The 21,150-nt window shown below is 65.4% G+C and carries 21 protein-coding genes; 4 read left to right on the forward strand and 17 right to left on the reverse strand.

Translation table 11 applies throughout. From position 1 onward, the window contains the following. Positions 1 to 16 precede the first annotated feature (16 nt). From fliJ to fliF, 5 genes are read right to left on the reverse strand one after another with little or no spacing between them, the layout of a single operon-like run. Positions 17 to 457: a flagellar export protein FliJ gene (fliJ, locus tag AC6H42_RS05800; protein WP_497547597.1), complete on the reverse strand. Its 441-nt coding sequence runs from the start codon at positions 455 to 457 to the stop codon at positions 17 to 19. Positions 458 to 492: 35 nt separating this feature from the next. Beyond that, positions 493 to 1,899, reverse strand: coding sequence for a flagellar protein export ATPase FliI (gene fliI, locus AC6H42_RS05805; RefSeq protein WP_057157553.1), 1,407 nt, complete (start codon positions 1,897 to 1,899; stop codon positions 493 to 495). 1 nt (position 1,900) lies between these two features. After that, a complete protein-coding gene (locus tag AC6H42_RS05810; protein WP_497547598.1) occupies positions 1,901 to 2,638 on the reverse strand; it encodes a flagellar assembly protein FliH in 738 nt (245 codons plus the stop codon). A gap of 14 nt (positions 2,639 to 2,652) precedes the next feature. After that, positions 2,653 to 3,651 carry a flagellar motor switch protein FliG gene (gene fliG / locus AC6H42_RS05815; RefSeq protein WP_057157557.1) on the reverse strand — a complete coding sequence of 333 codons (999 nt, stop codon included), beginning with the start codon at positions 3,649 to 3,651 and terminating at the stop codon, positions 2,653 to 2,655. Then, positions 3,644 to 5,386, reverse strand: a complete 1,743-nt coding sequence (fliF, locus tag AC6H42_RS05820; protein WP_057157558.1) for a flagellar basal-body MS-ring/collar protein FliF — start codon at positions 5,384 to 5,386, stop codon at positions 3,644 to 3,646. Before fliF ends, fliG begins: the two co-directional genes overlap by 8 nt. A gap of 242 nt (positions 5,387 to 5,628) precedes the next feature. Here fliF and fliE point away from each other — a divergent pair, with 242 nt between their 5' ends. After that, complete coding sequence (fliE, locus tag AC6H42_RS05825) at positions 5,629 to 5,976, forward strand: flagellar hook-basal body complex protein FliE (protein WP_057157560.1); 348 nt, start codon at positions 5,629 to 5,631, stop codon at positions 5,974 to 5,976. Positions 5,977 to 6,040: 64 nt separating this feature from the next. Here the strand turns inward: fliE and AC6H42_RS05830 are convergent, their stop codons facing one another. From AC6H42_RS05830 to AC6H42_RS05880, 11 genes are all read right to left on the reverse strand, one after another. Further along, positions 6,041 to 6,802 carry a flagellar brake protein gene (locus tag AC6H42_RS05830; protein ID WP_057157562.1) on the reverse strand — a complete coding sequence of 254 codons (762 nt, stop codon included), beginning with the start codon at positions 6,800 to 6,802 and terminating at the stop codon, positions 6,041 to 6,043. Beyond that, complete coding sequence (locus AC6H42_RS05835) at positions 6,802 to 7,140, reverse strand: EscU/YscU/HrcU family type III secretion system export apparatus switch protein (RefSeq protein WP_057157740.1); 339 nt, start codon at positions 7,138 to 7,140, stop codon at positions 6,802 to 6,804. Before AC6H42_RS05835 ends, AC6H42_RS05830 begins: the two co-directional genes overlap by 1 nt. Beyond that, a complete protein-coding gene (fliK, locus tag AC6H42_RS05840; protein ID WP_497547599.1) occupies positions 7,130 to 8,767 on the reverse strand; it encodes a flagellar hook-length control protein FliK in 1,638 nt (545 codons plus the stop codon). The genes AC6H42_RS05835 and fliK overlap by 11 nt, the downstream gene beginning before the upstream one ends. 20 nt (positions 8,768 to 8,787) lie before the next feature. After that, positions 8,788 to 9,117: a flagellar protein FliT gene (locus AC6H42_RS05845; RefSeq protein ID WP_057157564.1), complete on the reverse strand. Its 330-nt coding sequence runs from the start codon at positions 9,115 to 9,117 to the stop codon at positions 8,788 to 8,790. A 3-nt stretch (positions 9,118 to 9,120) separates the two neighbouring features. Next, positions 9,121 to 9,585, reverse strand: a complete 465-nt coding sequence (gene fliS / locus AC6H42_RS05850) for a flagellar export chaperone FliS (protein WP_057157566.1) — start codon at positions 9,583 to 9,585, stop codon at positions 9,121 to 9,123. 24 nt (positions 9,586 to 9,609) lie between these two features. Continuing rightward, positions 9,610 to 12,288 carry a flagellar filament capping protein FliD gene (gene fliD, locus AC6H42_RS05855; protein WP_057157567.1) on the reverse strand — a complete coding sequence of 893 codons (2,679 nt, stop codon included), beginning with the start codon at positions 12,286 to 12,288 and terminating at the stop codon, positions 9,610 to 9,612. A gap of 151 nt (positions 12,289 to 12,439) precedes the next feature. Then, positions 12,440 to 12,820 (reverse strand): flagellar protein FlaG, encoded by a 381-nt coding sequence (locus tag AC6H42_RS05860; protein WP_057157568.1) that lies wholly within the window; start codon positions 12,818 to 12,820, stop codon positions 12,440 to 12,442. Between the two features lie 99 nt (positions 12,821 to 12,919). Continuing rightward, entirely contained in the window at positions 12,920 to 14,473 is a 1,554-nt protein-coding gene (locus tag AC6H42_RS05865; protein ID WP_057157569.1) for a flagellin N-terminal helical domain-containing protein, read from the reverse strand. 292 nt (positions 14,474 to 14,765) lie between these two features. Beyond that, a complete protein-coding gene (locus tag AC6H42_RS05870) occupies positions 14,766 to 16,376 on the reverse strand; it encodes a GGDEF domain-containing protein (protein ID WP_057157570.1) in 1,611 nt (536 codons plus the stop codon). Positions 16,377 to 16,526: 150 nt separating this feature from the next. Next, positions 16,527 to 17,174 carry a response regulator gene (locus tag AC6H42_RS05875; protein WP_057157571.1) on the reverse strand — a complete coding sequence of 216 codons (648 nt, stop codon included), beginning with the start codon at positions 17,172 to 17,174 and terminating at the stop codon, positions 16,527 to 16,529. 43 nt (positions 17,175 to 17,217) lie between these two features. Further along, complete coding sequence (locus tag AC6H42_RS05880; RefSeq protein ID WP_082552110.1) at positions 17,218 to 18,369, reverse strand: sensor histidine kinase; 1,152 nt, start codon at positions 18,367 to 18,369, stop codon at positions 17,218 to 17,220. Between the two features lie 81 nt (positions 18,370 to 18,450). On the opposite strand from AC6H42_RS05880, the gene greB reads away from it, so the two are divergent. Beyond that, entirely contained in the window at positions 18,451 to 19,017 is a 567-nt protein-coding gene (gene greB / locus AC6H42_RS05885; RefSeq protein WP_057157572.1) for a transcription elongation factor GreB, read from the forward strand. A gap of 10 nt (positions 19,018 to 19,027) precedes the next feature. Continuing rightward, on the forward strand, positions 19,028 to 19,903 hold the full coding sequence (locus tag AC6H42_RS05890; protein WP_229418316.1) for a transporter substrate-binding domain-containing protein: 876 nt from the start codon (positions 19,028 to 19,030) through the stop codon (positions 19,901 to 19,903). Here AC6H42_RS05890 and AC6H42_RS05895 read toward each other — a convergent pair whose 3' ends face one another. Continuing rightward, positions 19,904 to 20,719 carry an aminotransferase class IV family protein gene (locus AC6H42_RS05895; protein WP_497547600.1) on the reverse strand — a complete coding sequence of 272 codons (816 nt, stop codon included), beginning with the start codon at positions 20,717 to 20,719 and terminating at the stop codon, positions 19,904 to 19,906. A gap of 70 nt (positions 20,720 to 20,789) precedes the next feature. Between AC6H42_RS05895 and AC6H42_RS05900 the strand changes: the two genes are divergently transcribed. Continuing rightward, on the forward strand, positions 20,790 to 21,140 hold the full coding sequence (locus AC6H42_RS05900) for a MerR family transcriptional regulator (protein WP_057157574.1): 351 nt from the start codon (positions 20,790 to 20,792) through the stop codon (positions 21,138 to 21,140). Positions 21,141 to 21,150 lie beyond the last annotated feature (10 nt).

Below are 21,150 nucleotides of genomic sequence, written 5' to 3' on the forward strand. Positions count from 1 at the left end.
GGTGCCGTATCCGATATTAGCGTTTATAGAATGCTTGCCTTGCGGCGTGTTCGTCCATGGACTTCTGGTCGCGCTTGGCTTCCAGCTTGAGCGCCTGCGCCTGCGCGCGGTCGTTCAGCGTGGAATAGGACATGCGCTTGCGTTCCGCGTCCTGCCAGATGCTTTTTTCCTGCTCGCCCTTGCGCTGGCTGTGGCGCAACACTTCTTCCTGGCCCTTGATGGCGCTGTCCAGTTTTTCCATGAAAGCCTGGAAGTTGCGGTACGCCATCGGCGTGATGCCCGCCAGCTGGCTGGCCTCGAAGCGCTTGCCGTATTCGTCGCGGTAGCCCACCAGCATGTTCAGTTTTTCCTCGGCATCCGCCACCGCCTTCAGGGCCATGCCCAGGCGCTTGGCGGCGTCGTCGGTTTCCCGGCGGGCCAGTTCGATCAGTGTTTCAAGTTGAGATTGGGAGGCCATGATGGTTCATTATAGGCGTCCTGGACGGCGGTCAATCAATCGAACAGAGCGGACAATTGCCCCAAACTCTCGAGCATGTCCACCCGCTCCGTGATCTGCTGTTGCAGGAAATGCTCGATATTTTCATGCAAGCTGATGGCCTGGTCGAGCACCGGATCGCTGCCCGGGCTGTAGGCGCCCACGGCAATCAGGTCGCGGCTGCGCTCGTAGCGTGAAAACAGCTGCTTGAGGTGGCGGGCGCGGGTCTGGTGCTCGTGCGAGGTGATCGAATGCATGGCGCGGCTGATCGACTGTTCGATGTCGATGGCGGGGTAGTGGCCGGCTTCGGCCAGGCGCCGGTTCAGCACGATGTGGCCGTCCAAAATGGCGCGCGCCGAATCGGCGATCGGGTCCTGCTGGTCGTCGCCCTCGGTCAGCACGGTGTAGAACGCCGTGATCGAGCCGCCGCCCATTTCGCCGTTGCCGGCGCGTTCGACCAGGATGGGCAGCTTGGCGAACACGGAAGGCGGATATCCCTTGGTGGCGGGCGGCTCGCCGATGGCCAGTGCGATCTCGCGCTGCGCCATGGCGTAGCGGGTCAGCGAATCCATGATCAGCAGCACATTCTGGCCCTGGTCGCGGAAATACTCGGCAATCGCGGTGGAGTAGGCCGCGCCCTGCATGCGCATCAGCGGCGGCGTGTCGGCCGGGGCCGCCACGACAACCGAGCGCGCCAGGCCTTCCTCGCCCAGGATCTGCTCGATGAACTCTTTGACCTCGCGGCCCCGTTCGCCGATCAGGCCGACCACGATCACATCGGCCTCGGTGTAGCGCGCCATCATGCCCAGCAGCACCGACTTGCCGACGCCGGAGCCGGCGAACAGGCCCATGCGCTGGCCGCGTCCCACGGTCAGCATGGCGTTGATGGAGCGCACGCCCACGTCCAGCGTTTCCACGATGGGCGCGCGGCCCAGCGGGTTGGCCGGGCGCACGTTGATGGGCGCGCTTTCCGTGGTGTGCAGCGGGCCCAGGTTGTCCAGCGGACGGCCAGCGCCGTCCAGCACCCGGCCCAGCAGTTCGGGGCCGACCGGCAGGTGGCGCGCGCGGTCGCTGGGGCGGCGGCGCGGGTGCGTGACGCTGCCCGGGCGCGGTATCGTCGGTTCGATCGGGAACACGCGGGTGCCGGGCACGATGCCCTCGACATCGCTTTGCGGCATCAGGAACAGGCGGTCGCCTTCAAAACCGACCACTTCGGCCTCCACCTTGCCGCCGGACGGCAGCGGCACGGTGCAGGCCGCGCCCACGGCCAGGCGCAGGCCCACCGCTTCCATTACCAGCCCGGCCACGCGGGTGACGCGGCCCGACACCTGCATCGGCTCCACGAACTCGGTCAGCGCGGCGCAGTCGTTCAGGTAGGCGCGCCAGCGGCCGGCGTGCAGGTTGGATGGGGCAGCGTCGGCCATGTCAGTCCAGCCAGCTCACGTCTTTGCCCAGCGCGTAGGTCAGGCGCTGCCAGCGGGCCGACGCCTGGGCGTCGATCTGGTTGCTGGCGGTGTCGATCTTGCAGCCGCCGCGTTCGATCTGCGCGTCCTCGATGACGCGCCAGCCGCCCTTGTCGAGCTCCTCGCCTATGCCTTCGCGCACGGTTTTCGCGTCGTCCGGGTTCAGCATCAGCAGCGCCGGCTGCTGCAGCACCGGCAGGTATTCGATGGCTTCGCGCACGATGGGCAGGATCAGCTCGGGCTTGACCTGCAGCGACTGCTTGAGCATGCCCTTGGCCAGCTGCAGCGCCAGTTCCAGCACGTCGGCCGAGATCAGCTGGTCGGCGTCCTGCAGCGCGGTGCTGAAGTTGCCGGCCAGTTCGCGCAGCGGCGCCAGCTCCAGGTCGGTGGCTTCCTTGCCCAGGGCAATGGCGTCCGCATGGCCTTCGGCGTGGCCGGCCGCGTAGCCCTTGTCGTAGCCGTCGATGCGGGCCTGCTCGCGGATGGCCGCCAGTTCTTCCTCGGTCGGGTAGGCGGGGGCAGGCGGTTCCTGCTCCAGATAGTGTCCTTCGTCCGCGTCCACCTGCGGCGGCGGTGCCAGGGCCGCTTGCGCGGCCGCTTCAGCCTCGCGCGCGGCCACCGCGCTGGGGCGGAAGTCGCCGAAGGACTTCATTTCCCAGCGCTGGAAGGCGGTTTGCTGCTCTTTGGGTATATGTGCCATGTAACTCTATCAACTTAGACGAAGGAATCTTCGCCTTTGCCGCCCAGCACGATCTGGCCTTCGTCCGCCAGCCGGCGCACGATCTGCAGGATCTGCTTCTGCTGCGTTTCCACTTCGGACAGGCGTACCGGCCCCTTCGATTCCAGGTCCTCGCGCATCATTTCGCTGGCGCGCGCCGACATGTTCTTGAAGATCTTGTCGCGCAAGTCCTGCGACGCGCCCTTCAGGGCAATGATCAGCATTTCCGACTGCACTTCGCGCAGCAGCAGCTGGATGCCGCGGTCGTCGATATCGATCAGGTTGTCGAACACGAACATCTCGTCCATGATCTTCTGCGCCATGTCGTTGTCGTAGTTCTTGATGTTGTCCATCACCGAATTTTCCTGCTCGCCGCTCATGAAGTTCAGGATCTCGGCCGCCGCGCGCACGCCGCCCAGCGTCGATTTCTTGATGTTTTCATTGCCAGACAGCAGCTTGGTCAGCACGTCGTTCAGCTCGCGCAGCGCGGCCGGCTGCACGCCGTCCAGCGTGGCGATGCGCAGCACCGCGTCGTTGCGCAAGCGGTCGGTGAAGTGTCCCAGGATTTCGCAGGCCTGGTCGCGCTCCAGGTGCACCAGGATGGTGGCGATGATCTGCGGGTGCTCGTTGCGTATCAGTTCGGCCACCGACTGCGAATCCATCCACTTCAGCGATTCGATGCCGGACGCGTCCTTGCCGCCCAGGATGCGCGACAGCAGCACCGAGGCCTTGTCGTCGCCCAGCGCCTTGGTCAGCACCTGGCGGATGTACTCGTCCGAATCGAGGCCCACGGTGGAGGCGGCCGCCACCTGGTCGCGGAAGTCGTCCAGGGTGTCGACCACTTGCTCGTGCGGCACGTTTTTCATTGTCGCCATGGCCGCGCCCAGTTTCAGCACTTCGCGCGGGCCGAGGAATTTCATCACCTCGGCAGCTTCGCTCTCGCCCATTGCCAGCATCAGGATGGCGGCTTTTTGCAGTCCGGTCGAATCAGTCATTTGCGCCTATCCATGCTTTGATGACGTTGGCGACGATGCGCGGATCGTCCGCGGCCAGTTTCTTCGCCAGCGCCAGGTTGTCGCGGTATGTCCGCGCGGTATTTTCTTCCATTTTAGCGAGTTCTTCCGCCATGATCTCTTCCGGCGTCGGGCCCACCGGTTCCTCGATGACCGGCTCTTCCGGTTCAGGCTCGGGCTCGTTGATCTCGTCGATCTTCTTGAACACCGGCCGCATCATCGGCCGCACGATGCGCAGCAGGATGTACAGCAGGATCAGCGCGGTGATCAGGAACTTGGCCAGCTCCTTGGCCAGCGGCAAGTTGGCCGGATCGCGCCACCAGTCCAGCACCACCGGCGCCTCGAACGGCTTGTCGACGCCGTCGAACGGCGCGTTGGCCACGCTCAGCGAGTCGCCGCGTTCCTGGTTGTAGCCCATGGCTTCCTTGACCAGGCTGTTGATCTTGGCCATTTCCTCCGGCGTGAACGGCTTGACGGTGACCTTGCCGGTCTTGGCGTCGACGATGCGGCGGTAATTGATGACCACGCCCACCGTCATGCGCTTCAGGCCGGCCATGGCCTTCTGCTCGTAGCGCACGGTCTTGTCGACTTCGTAATTGGTGGTCGATTCCTTGTGGTTCGGCAAGCCGTTGGCGCCGCCGGCCACGGCGCCCGGCGGCGTGCCCGGCGCGGGGGCGGTACCCGGCGGCGTGGTGGTCAGCGGCGCGGTGGCCGTGCCGGGCGGCTGGTTCGACAGCGCGCCCGGCACGCCGTTCGGATTGGCGTTGCCGGCGCCGTTGGTCTCGCTGCTTTGCTGGCTGCGGATGGCGGACGCTTCCGGCGGCGAATTCGGCTTGTACGATTCGGCCGCCTGCTCGACGGCGGCGAAGTCCACGTCGGCCACCGCTTCCGCGCGCACATTGCCTTCGCCGACGATGGGCAGCACGATGGATTCGACCTGCTTGATGACCTGCTTTTGCAGTTCCTGCACGTATTTCAGCTGGCTGGCGTCCAGGCTCTTGTTGCTGCCGGCGCCATTCTTGTTGGTGTCCGACACCAGGTTGCCGGCCTGGTCCACCACCGTCACGTTGGACGGCATCAGCTGCGGCACCGAGGAGGCCACCAGGTGCACGATGGCCTGCACCTGGGCCGGCTCGATCTGGCGGTTGGGGTGCAGGTGCAGCATCACCGACGCGGTCGGCTTCTGCTGTTCGCGCACGAACACGCTGTCTTTCGGCATGGCCAGGTGCACACGGGCCGAATCGACCGCCGCGATCGACTGGATCGAGCGCGCCAGTTCGCCTTCCAGCGCGCGCTGGTAATTGACCTGCTCGAGGAACTGGGACACGCCCAGCTTCTGGTTCTCCATCAGCTCGAAGCCGACATTGCCACCCTTGGGCAAGCCCTGCGCGGCCAGCTTCAGGCGCGCGTCGTGCACCTGCTCGGTCGGCACCAGGATGGCCGTGCCGCCCTCCGAGAACTTGTGCTTGATCTGCATCTGGTCCAGCGCCGCCGTGATGGCGCCGCCGTCGCGGTCGGTATAGTTGGAAAACAGCACGCCGTAGGCGGGCGGCTGATTCCACAGCCACAGCGCGACGATGACGGCCACCACGCCGGCCGCGCCGGCGCCCATCATCACCCGTCGGCCCAGCGGCGTCTGGAAGAACGGCGGCTTCGGTTCGGCCTGCGCCGGGACCGCTGCGTCGTCGATGTCGATTTGTTCGGCTGCTGCTGCCATGGCTGGTGTGTATTCGTTGGTTGGTGGATGGGACCGGTTGTCGGCCGGGTCTCGGCCTGTTGCACATTATCGTCGGTGGCGGCGCTGGCCCATCTCGGGAAAAGCAGGCTGTTTACCGGCCTGCTTCTGGCAGCAGCTTGCTATACGGACAGGTATTCTGGCAGCACTGATCATTGCGCCGCCTATTGTAGCGCGGCGCCACCGCATGACTGTTCCGCGGAAGCAACAAATTTGGAGTTCACATGAAAACAAGCGGCCTGGGCATAGATAGCAGCAGGATACAAGCGATGATGGAGCAGCTGAAGGCGCACGCGGCCAAGCCGCAGTCCAGCGTTCCAGCCATCCAGACCGAGGCGCCGGCGGCCAAGGTGCAGTTCTCGGACGCGCTGAAGGACGCGCTGGACGCCGTGTCGGCCAGCCAGACCAAGTCGCAGGAGCTGGGCAAGCGCTTCCAGCTGGGGGACGATTCGGTCAGCCTGTCGGACGTGATGGTGTCGATGCAAAAAGCCAGCATCAACTTCCAGGCCACCATCCAGGTGCGCAACAAGCTGGTGTCGGCTTACCAGGACATCATGAATATGCAGGTGTGATGCCGGACGTGCCACCGTCGCACGCCGTCGGGCGGGTTGGCACGGCGTGCGTAAGCCGCCGGGTTCAGCCCAGCCCGGCGATGCGGGCGTTGCGTTCGCGCTCGAGGCGGGTGATGTAGCGCTGCACCGAATTGAGCGCGCCGCGCGCGATGTCGGTGAACTGGCAGCCGAGGCGGCGGTTGGATTTGTTGTTGAGCAGGGTCATGTCGATGCAGTTGCGGATCTGCAGGCCGGTGACGATGGGACCCACTTCCGGCAGCTCGATGCGGCAGTCCGCGTACTGCTTGCCGATGCTGTCGCCCAGCAGCAGCTTGTTGTCCAGGATGGCGATGCCGCCGCAGCTGATGTCGGCCAGCGGGAAGCTGGTGCTGCCGCCGCCCAGTTCGGCCGGCAGCGGGATGACCACCCGCACCGGGTTGCTGACCGGCGTGCTCATACGGTAATACTCGCGCCGCTGCAGGCGGATCAGGGTGGCCGGCAGGGCGATCTTCAGCGCTTGCGCGCCTTCGAAAGTGCATTTCTCCACCCGCTCGCTGGAAAACAGGATGCGGATCTTGTCCAGCGTGGTTTCATAGGACAGCGACTTGGCCGACAGGATGCGCTGGTTTTGCTCGGTGTTGATGGAGCAGTCCAGGATGACGCTGTTGCTGTCGGCGTCGACTTCCAGGATGGAGGTGACGCACACGTCCGCCTCGCCGTGCACCAGCATGCGGATCAGCTGGTTTTTTTCGCCTATGCTGCGCAGCAGCGCAATGATTTCCCTGCGCGATACCACTTCGAAGTCGTGCCAGTTTTCCAGGTCCGCGTCTTGTATGTTGGGGTGCATTATTCTTCTGGATCTCTATGTGGAGAGCTGGTGTCCGGGGCCGGGGGCGGGGGCTGGCCGGATTTTTGCGCTGATTCAATATGATATAGCCACGCTAGGAGTTCCGCAATTGTCCGGTAGAGCGCCGGCGGAATTTGCCGGTCCAGGTCCACCTCCATCAGCAGCGACACCAGTTCCTTCGATTCGTGGATGTGCACGCCGTGCTCGTTGGCCACATGGATGATCTGCTCGGCCACCAGGCCGCGCCCCTTGGCCACCACCTTGGGGGCAGGGGCATCGTTCTGGTAGGTGAGGGCGACCGCGCTTTGCAGCGGGCGGCGCGGGGCCTCATGCGCCATGGCTGCCCCCGGGCAGGGCGGCCGCGGCCGCGACGGCGCCATCCGCGCCGGCGCCGGCCGGCACCGCTGCGTCCCCTTCGGGCGCAATGGTGAGCGAGGCCAGCGGCGAGCCGGCCGCTTCCATTGCCAGCTGCAGCTGGCCGGACCAGGCGCGCAGGGTGGCGGCACTGGCGTCGTCGCCGGTCTGCACCTGGATGTGGACCTGTTCGCCCACCAGCGTCACCGCCGCCGAGATCTTGCCCAGCAGCGGCAGGCGGAAGCGCACGCCGCTGCGCCACACCGGGTCCGGTTCGCGGCCGTCGGCCTGCTGCTGGCTGCCTTCGCGCTGGTCGCGCTGCACTTCCCACTGGATGGGCTGGCCGGGCCAGGCCTGGCCGTTCCACTGCACGCGCTGTTGTTCGTGCGTGTGCAGCTGCTGGTTGATCATCTGCGCCGCGCTCAGGTCCGGGCCGGCGAGGGCGGCGCGGACCAGCGATTCGCTGGTCTGCGGACTGCCGGCCTGGGCGTGCGCCATGGAGAGCGCGCGCTGGTTTTGCGGCTCGCGCATCAGTTCCTGCAGCGGCCGCCTGCCTTCGGCCCATTCGGCCACATGCGATTCGTAAAACAGGCCGCTTTCGCCGAGCGCGTTCTTCAGCTGGTGCGTCAGCTTGTCGGTATCGGGCACGCCGGCCGCTATCAGCGAGGCTTTGCCGTTGATGATGACGGGCACGCCCGGGGGCAGGTAGGCGGTGGCCAGGGCGCTGGCGATGGTGCGGGCGGCCTGGCTCAGCGTCGCGGCGGGGGCGTCGCGGCCGAGATCGGGCAGTTGTTCGGAGGGCGTCAGCGGGGCGCGCCCGAGCAGGGCGGCGGCCAGGCTGTGCGGGCGGACCTGCGCGGCGGGCTGGCCGGCGGCCTGGTTGACGGACTCGGCCGCCGCCTGTGCCGCGCCCTGGGCGCCTGCCGGCCCGCTGGCGCCCAGCTGGGTAGCCAGCGTGGCGCGGGCCTGGGCAGCGTTGGCCACGGCGGCGCTGGCGGCAGCGTTGGCTGCCGGATGGGCGGCGGTGTTGGCTGCCGCATTGGCCGCGGCGTTGGCCGCCGAGCCAGCCGCTGCATTGGCTGGATGGGCGGCGGTGCTGGCTGCGGACCCGGCGGCCGACCCTGCGGCGGAATTGGCTGCGGCATTGGCGCCAGCGCCGGCTGCGTTGGCGGCCGGATTGCCGGCGCCCGGCTGGCGGCCCGACAGCGTGGTGGTGTCTTGCGAGGGCAGGCGGCCTTGCGGCACGCTGTCTGGGCTGTCGCCGGGCGGCAGGCCTGCCTCGGTGTAGAGCTGGGCGGTCTGGGCCTGGGTGCCGGTGCCGACCTGGAAGGTGGGGCGCGGCGTGACGGTGAGCAGTGTCAGCGGCACTTCGGCGCCGACCTGGGCGCCGCCGGGCAGCACCATGCGGGCCGAATTGCCCGCCACGCGCACCAGGTAGCTGCCGTCGTCATACTTGGACAGCACTTCGCCCTTCAGCGGCTGGCCGACCAGGCCGCTCAGCGAGCGCTGGAGGGCGGCCTGGCGTGCGTCGCTGACAGGGATGGCCGCCGGCGCGGGCGATAATGCGCCGACTGGCCTGACGCCGGTGGCGTCCAGACGCGGCGGCAGCATGATGTGGTCCTATCCCGGCTTCAGACGCTGCCGTAAGCGTTCACCAGGCGCCGCTCGGCGCCGGTGCTGTTGATCAGGGCGGACAGCTGCGCCATCCACGGCATGGCCAGGTCGCGGATCTGGCGGTCGGCGGTCAGCATCTGGCGGATCAGCTCGACCTTGCGCTCGCGTTCGGCGCCTTGCAGCGGGCGCGGGTCTTCCTGGCCCTGCAGCGTGCGCACGTGGCCGGCGCAGCGCTGTTCCAGCGCGACCAGCTCGTCCCATTCGCCACGGGTGGCATGCGCCAGCATCTGCTCGGTCAGCGCTGCCATGTCGGCGTACACGGATAAAACTTCTTGATTCGTCATCATGGATCAGGCGCTCGCGTATTTATTAATCAGTTTGGTGGCGTTGGCGTTGGCGGCGGGCGCGGGCGCTTGCACAGCCGGGGTGTCGCCGATCTGGTTCCAGGCGTCGCGCAGTTCCGTCAGCAGGCGCTGCACTTCTTCCAGGATGGCCGGGTCGTTCTTCAGATTGGCCGTCAGCAGGCGGCTGCTCATGTATTCGTACAGTGCATCCAGGCCTTCGGCGATCTCCCCGCCCACCTTCTTGTCGAGCGCGGCGCGCAGGCCGCTGTCGATAATCATGATGGCCTTGGAAATAGCCTTGCCCTTTTCGCCGATGTTGCCAGAGCGCATATTCATCAGGGCGGTGGCGATGGACACCAGCGCGCCGTCAAACAGCATGACGATCAGCTTGTGGGGGCTGGCTGCGACTACACCAGTCTCCATGCCCACTTTTGCATAGGCATTGACGCCGGTTTGCCTTGATCCGAACATACTATTTCTCCCTCTTCCCGTTGCTTATTTGTTCAGTGCTGCGAATTGCTGCGTCAGGAACGCGGCCGTGGTGGACAGGCTCGACAGCGCCGTATCGAGCGCCGTGTACTGCTTGCGGTAGCGCGCTTCGATATCCACCAGTTTGGCATTGAACGCGTCTTTCTGCTTGGCGATGTCTTTCACCGAGTCGTTCAGGCCCTTGGTGCGCCCGGTGAGCACGCCTTGCGCGCCCAGGTAGCTCTTGGCCAGATTGTTCAGCTGGTAGGCGTAGCCCTGTGAAAAGCCTAGCGTGCCACGGCTGCCGATGGTGTCGCCCTTGATTTCCAGCTTCAGCCCGTCGGTTGGCGCGCCCGGACCGCCGGTCAGCGTCTGGCCGTCGCCCACGGCCGAATAGCCGCCTATGGTGCCTGCCACGTTGACGCCATCTACCGACGTGGCGGCGCCGAACACGTCGCTGACGGCGGTACCGGTGTCGCTGGTGAGCGTAATGTTGGACTTGTCGCCGTACTTGGTCGAATTCAGTTTCAGCGTGCCGTCGTCGTTGATGCTGACCGAGACGGTGGAGCCGGCGTCGGTGAAGTTGCTGGCGCCGTTGATCGATGCCTGCAGCAACGTGGCCAGCGCATCCGGCGTATAGGTGCCGGCCGTCAGTTTGACTGAAGCGGTGTTGCTGCTGTTGGTGGGAACCGAGTCGTTCAGCTTGACGGTCCACACCGTGTCTTCCGCAATCACCGTGCTGCCGGGCACGGGAGCGGAACTGGTCAAAGTGCCCTGGCTGGCCAGCTGCGTGATATCGACGATGTAGTCGCCGGCCTTGGTGGCGGCTGACGAGCTCATGAAGGTGACGTCGGCGTCGTTACTGCGGCCAACCGCCGCGAACAGGCCGGCGATGTCGCTGAAGTTATTGCTGATGGCTTTGCCCAGCTTGGACTGGTCCAAGGTCAGCGAACCGTCCTTTTGGAAGGCGACGCCGATCTGGGACAACGAGGTCAGCTTGGTGCCCTGCAAGCCGGTGATGGTGCCGGTCAGCTGCCGGCGCAGCGACGCCTGCAGGTTTTGCACGGTGGAGTCGCCCAGCAGATCGCCGCCGACCTTGGTTTCCTCGTTGTAGCCGCTGAGGGCCTTGATCTGGCTGCTCAAGTCGTTGTACGCCTTGACGAAGCCCTGGATGTTGGCGGTCAGGCCGGCGGTGTCCTTGGCCACGGTAATGCTGGCCGAACCGACTTTGACGGCGGTCAGGGTCAGGCCTTCGACGGCGCCGGAAATGCCGGTGCTGCTGCTTTGCACGGCGATACCGTTGACGGAGGCCAGTGTGTCCTGCGCGGCGGTCTTCTGGCTCAGCTTCTGCACGCCGCCCGGATCATAGCTCAGCAGGTTGGCAATTTCGGTGTCGGCCGGATCGGCGCCGTCGCCGCTGACGTTGATGCGCATGTTCGAGTTGGCGCCGGTGGCGCTGGAAGTCAGCACCAGGTGGTTCGGGGTATTGGCGCTGCCGTCCGAGACAATGCTGGCGGTGACGCCGAAGTTGGCCTTGTTGATGGCGTCGCGGATGCCTTGCAGCGTGTTGTTGCTGCTGTCGATCACGATGTTGCCGCTGCTGCGGCTTCCATCCTGGGTGAAGGTGGCGTTTTGGTAGCTGCCGCCAACGCCAGCCGTCAGACCGGCGGCGGCCGGGTTGCTGCCGCCTATGGTGATCTGGCTGCCGTTGGACGACTGCAGCGAGATCGAGCTGGTGGTGGTGCTGCTGTAGCCGGTATTGGCCGTTCCGGCATTGTTGATGCCGCCGGTGACGGTGCCGGTTACCGCTTCGGTGATGCTGATGTTGGATCCGTCGGCGTTGGTGAAGCGCAGGTCGCCGCCGGCTGCAGTGCCCTGGACCGTGATGTTGGCGTTGGCGAGGGCCTGGGTCACGCTGTTGCTGCCGCTTAGCACCGCGTCCAGCGTGGCTGCGTCAATTGCGCCGGCGTCGCCGGGAAGCAAGCCGCTGGCCTGCGCAGCGATTTCCACGCCGCCCACGCTCAGGCTGTAGGTGCCGCCCCCGGAGGTGTCTACCGCGCCGTAATTGGACGCACCGGTGCCTCCAAACAACGTGGCGCTGGTCACGGTGGGCGCGGCCGAGGCTGATACCCCGGTGGTGGTGCTCTTGGCATTGATGGCATCGGCCAGCAGTTTCGCGCTGCGGGTACTGCTGTCGGTGGCGATGGCCGTGTTGTTGATGCTCAGGCCGCCCGGTGTGATGCCGCCGGTGACTACCGTGTTCGGCAGCGCCGTGCCGCTCATGCCGAAAGTGCCGCCGGCCACCGTGCCGAGCTGGATGTTGATGGTGGTCTTTCCGCCCAGGCCGATGGCCGACTTGGTGCTCTTGTAGCCGCCAGAGGCCAGCGTTTGCGCTTGCGCAATTTGCGTAATGTCAACTTTGTATGTGCCGGGCTGGGCCTTGCTGCTGGCAGTGCCGGTCAGGATGTCGCTGTTGCTGGAATTGGTGCTGAGCGTCTGGAAGCTGGCCAGCGAGGTCAGGCTGGAGAGCGAGCTCTGGAACGTGCCCAGCGCACCCGAGAGCGTGCCGAAGGCGGTCACTTTGGCCAGGTAGCTGGCCGATTTCTTGTCCAGGGTGGCAATCGGCGCGGCTTCGACCGCCATCAGCCTGCTGATGATGTCGTTGACGTTCAGATTGGAACCGATGCCGGGTGATGAGAGGCCCACGTTGTACTCCTGGTGAAAACGATAGATTAAGTCATTATCGGCACAATCAAAGAGGACTTGAGAAGGGGATTTACCGGCCAGTTCACGATACGGCCCGCCTCTATGATGGCATGGTGCGAAAAAAAACGGCGCGCTCTGCGGCGCGCCGTATTCAGGCGGTCTGGCTGATTAGCAGGCTTTTTGTGTTGTCCAGCGCTTTGGCGATTTGCAATGCTTCGGGCGAGGGCATCTGGCGCAGCACTTCCTTGGTGGTCTGGTCGATCACCTTGACGATGGTGCGCTTGCTGTCGTTGTCGATGGAAAACTCCAAGCCTTGCGACTTGGCCAGCGGCGACTTGTTCAGGTCCGACACTGCCTGGTTGACCTGCTCCAGCGTGGGCGCCGGCTCGGCGCCGCGCACGGCTGCCGCCGTTTCCAGCACCGTGGCGGCGGGCGCGCGGCTAGCCGGCTGCGGCGCCACGCTTTCCGCGCCACTGACCGGACGCTCCGTGCCGCGCAGCGGCGAAGCTGCGCTGATGGAATCGATAGTCATGATGCTTCCTTTACGAAAAAACCCTGGCTGAACGAGTCAGCCAGGGTGCTGGTCGGCAATGATGGTTGCCCATCATTGCATTACCGGCTGATGCGGCGATTAGCCACGCAGCAGGGACAGCACGCCGTTCGGCAGCGAGTTGGCTTGCGCCAGAATCGCGGTGCCGGCTTGCTGCAGGATCTGGCCACGGGTCAGGCTGGCCGTTTCCGCTGCGAAGTCGGTATCCTGGATGCGGCTACGGGAAGCCGACAGGTTTTCCGTGGTCGTTTGCAGGTTCGAGATGGTCGACGCGAAACGGTTCTGGATCGCACCCAGTGCTGCACGGTTGCTGTTGATGGCGTTCAGCGCGGAGTCGATGGTCAGCAGCGCGGCGTTCGAGCCTTCCACGGTGCTTACGTCCAGACCCGATACTGCTTGCAGGTCGCTACCCACGTTGGTGCCGCCGGTCACTGCATTGTTGGTGCTGGAGATCGAGAAGCCCGAATCCGACGAGAATTCCACGCGGCCGCCAACTACGGCGGAGGCGGTGCTGGTCAGGACCTGGCCGGCGCCGGGAGCGCCACCCACGTCGGCGCCGCGGATACGTGCGGTGCCTTGCAGGGCCGCATCGCCGCTTTGGGCAGCGATCTGGATGTCGTTACCGGTGATGTCGGTCAGTTCCAGTTCTTTCTTACCGGCCGAGTCGATCTTCACGGTTGCGGTGATGTTGGTGGTGTTGCTTTGGGCATTCACCGCCTGGGCCAGGGCAGACAGGTCGCCGCCTACCACTTTGGCGGTAATCGTCACGGCCTTCGAGTTGGCGTCGTTGGCTTTCGAGTTCGCGCCGCGCAGCTGGAAGTTCACTGCACCGTCTTCGATGTCGGAGATGGTGGCAACGGTCTTGGCTTGTGCCGACACGCCGCTGGTCTGGGTGGTGGCGTTCACTTTCGCAGCGATCGATTTTGCGGTGTCGCCGATGACAGGCGGAGTCGCGGTCGGGGCGGCCGTTTTGACGAAGATGTCGGTTTTTACACCGGCACCCGAGCTGATCGACAGCGTGTCGTCGGCCAGACCGGTGGTGACATCGTCGTCCAGGTTGGTGGCGGTGGTAGCCACCGCTTGCGACAGCGAGGTGGCGGTCTCGGTTGGTTTGATGGTGTTGTTGCCGATGTCCGAAGCCTTGGCGCTCTGCACGCCGATGTTGATGACCTGGTTCGAGTTCGCGCCAACCTGGAACTGGGTGCTGGTCAGGGAGCCGTCCAGCACGTTCTGGCCGTTGAACTGGGTGCTGGTGGCAACGCGGTCCAGTTCTTTCGACAGGGCCGACACCTCGTTCTGGATCGACTTGCGGTCCGACGCGGAGTTCGAGCCGTTGGCCGACTGCACGGCCAGTTCGCGGATACGCTGCAGCAGGTCGCCGGCGGTGCTCAAACCACCTTCAGCCGTTTGCGCCAGCGAGATGCCGTCGTTGGCGTTGCGGGCTGCCTGGTTGTTGCCGCGAACTTGCGAAGTGAAGCGTTCCGAAATTGCCAGACCGGCAGCGTCGTCTTTGGCGCTGTTGATGCGCAGGCCGGACGACAGGCGTTGCAGGGAGGTGCCCAGAGCGGCTTGCGACGAATTCAGGTTACGTTGCGAGTTCAGCGAGGCAATGTTGGTGTTGATGGTTTGTGCCATGATGTGTTTCTCCGAAACTTGTACTGCTAGTTGGGCTACATGCTCATTTCACTTTGGCCCGCCTCGCTGTTCCGAGACGATCAAGCCGCTGTTGTAACTGGTAACGGTTGCCCCATGGGAAAATTAAGGGAGGAAAAGACGCTAAATTTTTTCGTTTCACCCTCAAATTCACCCAGCAGTACACGCTTAAGCGGCGCGTTTGAGCCGAACTTTAGGGCTAAAAATAATTTATTTCGGGCATAAAAAAAGCCCGCACAGTGGCGGGCCCGGGGTGTTGGAGCTGGGAAATTAATTAATCGGCAACCACGACACGGTTCTTGCCGGTCTGCTTGGCCTGGTACATGGCCTTGTCGGCGCGCTGCACCAGCGCGGTCTGGTCTTCGTGCGGGCGGCGCAGCGCCACCCCGGCCGAGAAGGTGATCAGCACTTTCTCGTTGTCGTGCATGAAGAAGTGGCGGGTCAGTTCGCGCTGCAGGCGCGTCATGGTCTGCGAGGCCGCCTCGATGGACGTCTCCGGCAGCAGGATCAGGAATTCCTCGCCGCCGAAGCGGGCGATCACGTCCATCGAGCGCAAGGTGTCCTTGACGATCTTGACCAGGTGCTTGAGCGCGGCGTCGCCGGCGATGTGGCCGTAGGTGTCGTTCAGCTTCTTGAAATCGTCCAGGTCCAGCACGGCGATGCACAGCGGGGTGCCGCGCCGGTCCGCGCGCGCCGTTTCGCGCTCGAACACGTCGTCCAGGCCACGGCGGTTCAGGCTGCCGGTCAGCTGGTCTTCGCGCACCAGCTCGCTCATGTGCTGCAGCTTCGCCTCCAGCTGGTGGATGCGGGCTTCGGCGTCCTGCACTTCCTGGCGCGCCATCACCATGTTGTCGCGCGCCTTGAGCGCCTCGCCTTGCACGATGCGGGTTTCCTTCAGCACCTCGTCCAGGATCTGGTTCAGCTCGGTGATGTTCTCGGCCTGGCTGATCTTGGCCGAGTAGCCGCCGATCTTCTCGTGGAAGTCGCCGGTCGAGGCGGCCACCTGGCCCAGGCGGTCGATAAAGGTCATCATCATGTTCTTGACGGTGAGCTTGACGTCCGACAGGCTGTGCTTGAGCTGGCTTTGCTTGTAGATCACGTCCTTCAGGCTGCGGGTGGCGTCCTCCAGCGCGCGCTGGTCCAGCGGCCCGGAAATCAGCGCCTGCACCGCGTCGATCTGGCCGCGCAGCCAGGAATCGTCGTCCAGCAGTTCGCTGACGTTTTCCAGCAGCAGGCGGAACAGGCGCAGCAGCAGCTCCTGCTGCTCGGCCGTGTCGCCGCTCTTCAGTTCGATCTGGTAGCACAGCTGCTTGAGGCGCAGCGCGATTTCCGACAGCGCCGCCTCGGTGTGGGCTTCCTTGGTGGCCGCGCCCAGCGCTTCGGCCTCGGCCACCAGGGCCGGCGTGCCGCTCAGCAGCGAGGCCACCGCGAAACTCAGCGTGCGGCTGAGCATTTCGCGCAGCGCCTTGGTGTGTTCGCCGTCCGGGATGTCGGCCACGTCGATGCCGCGCTTGGCCGCGGCGGGCCGCTCGGCCAGCTGGGTCAGGGTGCGGGCATAGCCTTCCCAGTCGCGCGCCTTGACGGCGCGGCTCAGGCGGCGGCCGAATTCGGCCAGGTCGCCCGGCTGGTCGCCCAGGCGGCTGGCGAACTGGTACAGCATCAATTCGGGGCCGGGATCGGCCGGCGCGGCGCTGCCGGCCAGCACCGGGCCGGCTGGCGGCACCGCGGTGCCGGATGGCCGGACCCCGGCGATCTCGTGGTAGATGTCGCGGTAGGCCTCCGGCGTGGGCGCAATGCGGCGCGTGGCCAGGCGGCGGAAGGCTTCGCGCGCTATCTCGGCCGGGTTCTGCTCGGTCGCTGCGGGAGGGGACGATTTACTGGACATGTGACGCACGGCCTCTTATCTAGGTTTACTGACTGGCTCCATGATAGTTCAGGCCGGTTGCCGCCGATGCGGGGATAAGCGGGCAGAACAGCACTTACTTTTTAGCATGAAACAATATCGAACCAGCAACAACCTGCATTCCGTTCAGCGCTATTCGATCAGCTGGTTCTTGATCGCATAGTGGGTCAGCTCCGCGCTGTTCTTCAGCTTCATCTTGGCCAGCAGGCGGGCGCGGTACTCGCTGACGGTCTTGACCGACAGCGACAGTTCCTTGGCGATGGTGCCCACCGTCTTGCCGGAGGCGATCATGGTCAGGGTCTGGTATTCGCGGTCGGACAGCGTTTCGTGCGGCGGCGCCTCGTGGTCCTCGCCCACGTGGTTGGCCAGTTCCTGCGCCAGCGCCGGACTGATGTATTTTAACCCACCGGCGACCTGGCGGATCGCAGTGACTAGCTCTTTAGGAGCGCTTTGTTTGGTCAGGTAGCCGGCCGCGCCCGCCTTGAGCGAGCGGATCGCGTACTGGTCCTCGCGGTGCATGGACAGCATCAGCACAGCCAGCTCGGGCTTGTCCTTTTTTACCTGCTTGAGCACCTCGATGCCGCTGCGGTCGGGCATGGAGATGTCGAGCAGCATCACGTGGCAGCCCGATTTGCGGAACAGCTTGACGGCGTCGAGGCCGTTTTCCGCTTCGCCGGCCACCACGATGTCGCGGGTGTCGGCCAAAATTTGCTTCAAGCCTTCGCGCACAATGGCGTGATCGTCGGCAATGAAGACTTTGATGAGGGCTTTGTCTGTCATGGGGCGTAAGCGCGGCCGAACTATTTCATTGCGGCAATAAGTGTCATTTCCCTATTGTAGCGCCGCCGGGCGTTGCGGACGAGGGTGCACCGTTACCGGCGTGCATATTTTCGCGTTTTATCTTGATCGCGACCACCGTGCCGCCGCCGGGCGCGTGGCCCAGTGTCAGGGTGCCGCCCAGCGCGCGGGCACGCTCGGCCATGCCGCGCAGGCCGAAGGACTGCGGCTTGGCGCGGTCGGCCGGGGCAATGCCGCGTCCGTTGTCGCTGATTTTCAGGATGATGTACTGGCGCGTGCGGCTTAGCTGCAGCGCCACCCTGCTGGCGCGCGCGTGCTTGGCGATATTGTTGAGCGCCTCCTGCACGATGCGGAACAGCGCGCTGGCGCGGTCCGGGTCCAGCTCGATCTCGCGCAGCGCGCTGTCGAACACCACCTCGATGCCGGCCTGGGTGCCAAATTCCTTGGCCTGCCATTCCAGCGCCGCCACCAGGCCGAAGTCCAGGATGGACGGGCGCAGGTCGAGCGAAATGCGGTGCACCGCGTCGATGGTGCGGTCCACCAGCGCATCGACGTAGGCGGCCTTGTCCTGCAGCGCGGCGTCGTCCGGCGGCAGGCGGCGGCTCAGCATGGCCAGCGCCATCTTGATGGCGGTCAGGTTGCCGCCCAGGTCGTCGTGGATTTCGCGCGCGATGCGGGTGCGCTCCTGCTCCTTCACGTTTTCAATGTGCGCGGTCAGCTCGGCCAGGCGGGCGCGGCTCTGGCGCACCTCCAGCTGCTCCAGCTTGCTCTCCGTGATATTGGTCATGATGCCTTCCCAGCGCACCGTGCCGGCGCCGGGCAGCACGTGCGGCGTGCAGCGCAGGTTGATCCACTTGACGTCCTTCCAGGCGTCCACCCAGATGCGGCCCTCCCAGTTCCAGCTCCACAGCGAGGCGGCCGAGGCTTGCATGGCGTCCAGGTAGGACTTGCGGTCTTCCTCCAGGATCAGTTCGAAGAAGCGCTGCGGCTGCGCGTGCAGCTCGGCGGCCGTCACGCCCAGCAGGGCCTGGCAGCCGTCGCTCAGGTAGGGAAAGGCCACGCTGCCGTCGGCGTGGCGCTCGAACTGGTACACCAGGCCCGGCATGTTGCGCACGATGGCGTCGAAGCGCGCCTGGGCCAGCTGCAGGGCCGCTGCGATGGCGGGTTGTTCGCTCATGGCGCGCGGCGGCGCGGCAAACGGCGCTTGAGTGTGTACAATCGCTTCATGCGGCAATGATACGTGAAAGTAGTGGAAGTCATGAGTAAAGCATTTACCAAAGAAACCGACAACGACGATGACGACGAAGCAGCGGCGCTGGCGCTGGCCATCCCGCCCGGTTCCAAGAACTACATCACGCCGGCCGGCTACCAGCGCATCAAGGACGAGCTGCTGCAGCTGATCGACGTCGACCGGCCCGAAGTGGTGCGGGTGGTGCACTGGGCCGCTTCCAACGGCGACCGCTCCGAGAACGGCGACTATATCTACGGCAAGAAACGGCTGCGTGAAATCGACCGCCGCATCCGCTTCCTGACCAAGCGCATGGACCTGGCTGAAGTGGTCAACCCCAGCGTGCACCACGGCAGCGACCAGGTGTTTTTCGGCGCCACCGTTACGTACAGCAACCCCAGCGGCGAGGAGCGCACCGTCACCATCGTCGGCATCGATGAGCTCGATCCGCTGAAAGGCAAGATCAGCTGGATCTCGCCGGTGGCGCGCACGCTGACCAAGGCGCGCGAAGGCGACGCCGTGACGCTGCACACGCCGAACGGGGTGGAGGAACTGGACATCCTGAAGGTGAGCTATCCTGCGCCTGCGAGCGAATAGACGGCGCCGCGTGCTGGCGGCGGCACTGGGCACGCTGCTGATGCCGCCGCTGCCGTTGGCCCGGGCGGGCGGGCCCGACGTCTACACCATCGACCACAACTTCGGCCGCGCCGACCTGCGCGACCGCTACAGCTACCATGTGCTGAAGGCGGCGCTGGCGGCGTCCAGCGCGCAGTACGGGCCCTACGCGTTGCGCACCGCGCCGCTGGCCATGGAGCGCGACCGCCTGCTGCAGGAAATGCTGCATGGCAAGCGCATCGGCGTCAGCGCGCAGATCAGCTCGGCCGAATGGGAGCAGAAACTGATCCCGATCCGCATCCCGGTGGACAAGGGGCTGTCCGGCTACCGCATTTCGCTGATCGACGGCCGCCGGCAGTCGTTTTTCAGCGCGGTGCGCACGCTGGCGCAGCTGAAGCGGATACCGCTGGGAACCGGGCGGCAGTGGAGTTCGACGGCCGTGTTCCAGGACGACGGCTTTTCCGTCGCGCTGGGCAATTCGACCGCCGGCCTGCACAGCATGCTGGCGGCCGACCGCTTCCAGCATTTCCCGCGCTCGATGGAGGAGGCGGTGTACGAGCAGGCTGCCTACGTCGGCGCTTTCCCGGAACTGGCGCTGGAGCGCAGCTTCGTCATCTATATGCCGCTGCCGCGCTACTTCTTCGTGGCGCCCGACCAGCCGCGCCTGGCCGAGCGCATCGAGGCGGGCCTGCGCGCGATGATCGCCGACGGCAGCTTCGACCGCATCTTCCACCAGTTTTACGACGGCCTGATCGCACAAGTGGGCTTGCGCAAGCGGCGCCTGTTCCGGCTGGAGAACCGGCTGCTGTCGCCGCAAACGCCGCTGGCCAACCGGGCCTACTGGTACGAGCCGCTGGAAAATCGATAGCTAAACAGCCAGCGCGGGTTCGGCGTCGCAGGCCTTGTTCAGCAGCGCCATGAAAGGCGCGGCTTCCGCCAGCGTATGCGCGCCAAGGGCGGTGACGGCAATGCCGGGTGTCCAGGAGTTCATGATTGCGGCGCCGGAGAAGCTGGCCAGATCGGCGAGCGTGATGTCCCGGCGATGCTGCGGCACGCCCAGGCGCTGCAATTGCCGCTGAACCATGCCCATCATGGTCCCGGCCAGGATTGCCGCGCGGGGCCAGACGACGGCATGCCCGTCCCAGAAGGCCAGGTTCCAGATGGTCGCCTCGCCCAGCCTGCCGTGCCGGTCGACGAAGGCGGCATCGTCGAACCCCTGTTCCAGGGCGCGGTGCAAGTAGTAGGTCTTGGCCCCTTCGCCGACATGTTTGATCGCGGGCAGGTGCCGCTCGTGCGCGACGGCGGCAAGCCGCACCGGGCCGGCAGGGCCATCGGCGGGCGCGCCGGTACGGATCAGTATGCCGGGCTCCGTCCCCGCGGTCCGGGCGGTGAACTCGCCGTCCGGCGAGTAGACCGTGGCCGTCAGCGACATATCGGCAGGACCGGCGGCAATGGCCTGCCGGATCCTGTGCAGGACTTGCTCATCGGGCAGCGCGGCCCCGAACAGCTTGAGGGACGCTGTCCTTAGCCGCGCCAGATGCAGGTCGATTGCCTTGACCTTGCGGTCGCGGACCTGCAGCGCGGTAAAATGCGCGAAACCGGCGAAAGCCAGGGGCGCCAGGTCGGCCGCGCGTGCCGGCTGGGCGTTGATCAGGGTTGGATAAGTGGCGGCTTGAATCGACATTGCATGCTCCTGCGGTTGGTAAGGAACGTGCAGTCTAGAAGCTGACAGCGCTGTCAGGGTCAAGGGGAAAATGAGGATCGGAGAACTATCCAGGCGCTGCGATGTGAGCATCCGCATGCTGCGCTATTACGAAGCGCAAGGCCTGCTCAAGCCGCGCCGCACCGGCACGGGATACCGCGATTACGGTCCGGTGGACGAGCAGGCTGTCGAGCGGATCAAGCTGCTTGGCTCGGCCGGCATGACGCTGGCCACCATCCGGCAATTCTCTGCCTGCATCAGGGGGGAAGGGCGGATCTTCGAACCCTGCGACGAACTGCGCGAGACGCTGCGCGCGCAGATCCGCCTGGTCGATCAGAAGGCGGCGAAGCTGACGCAAACCCGGCAGGTGCTGGAGCGCTTCATGCAGGACGTCGACGGGTAACGCCGCCGCG

The sequence above is a fragment of the Massilia sp. NBRC 108631 genome (assembly GCF_059704565.1).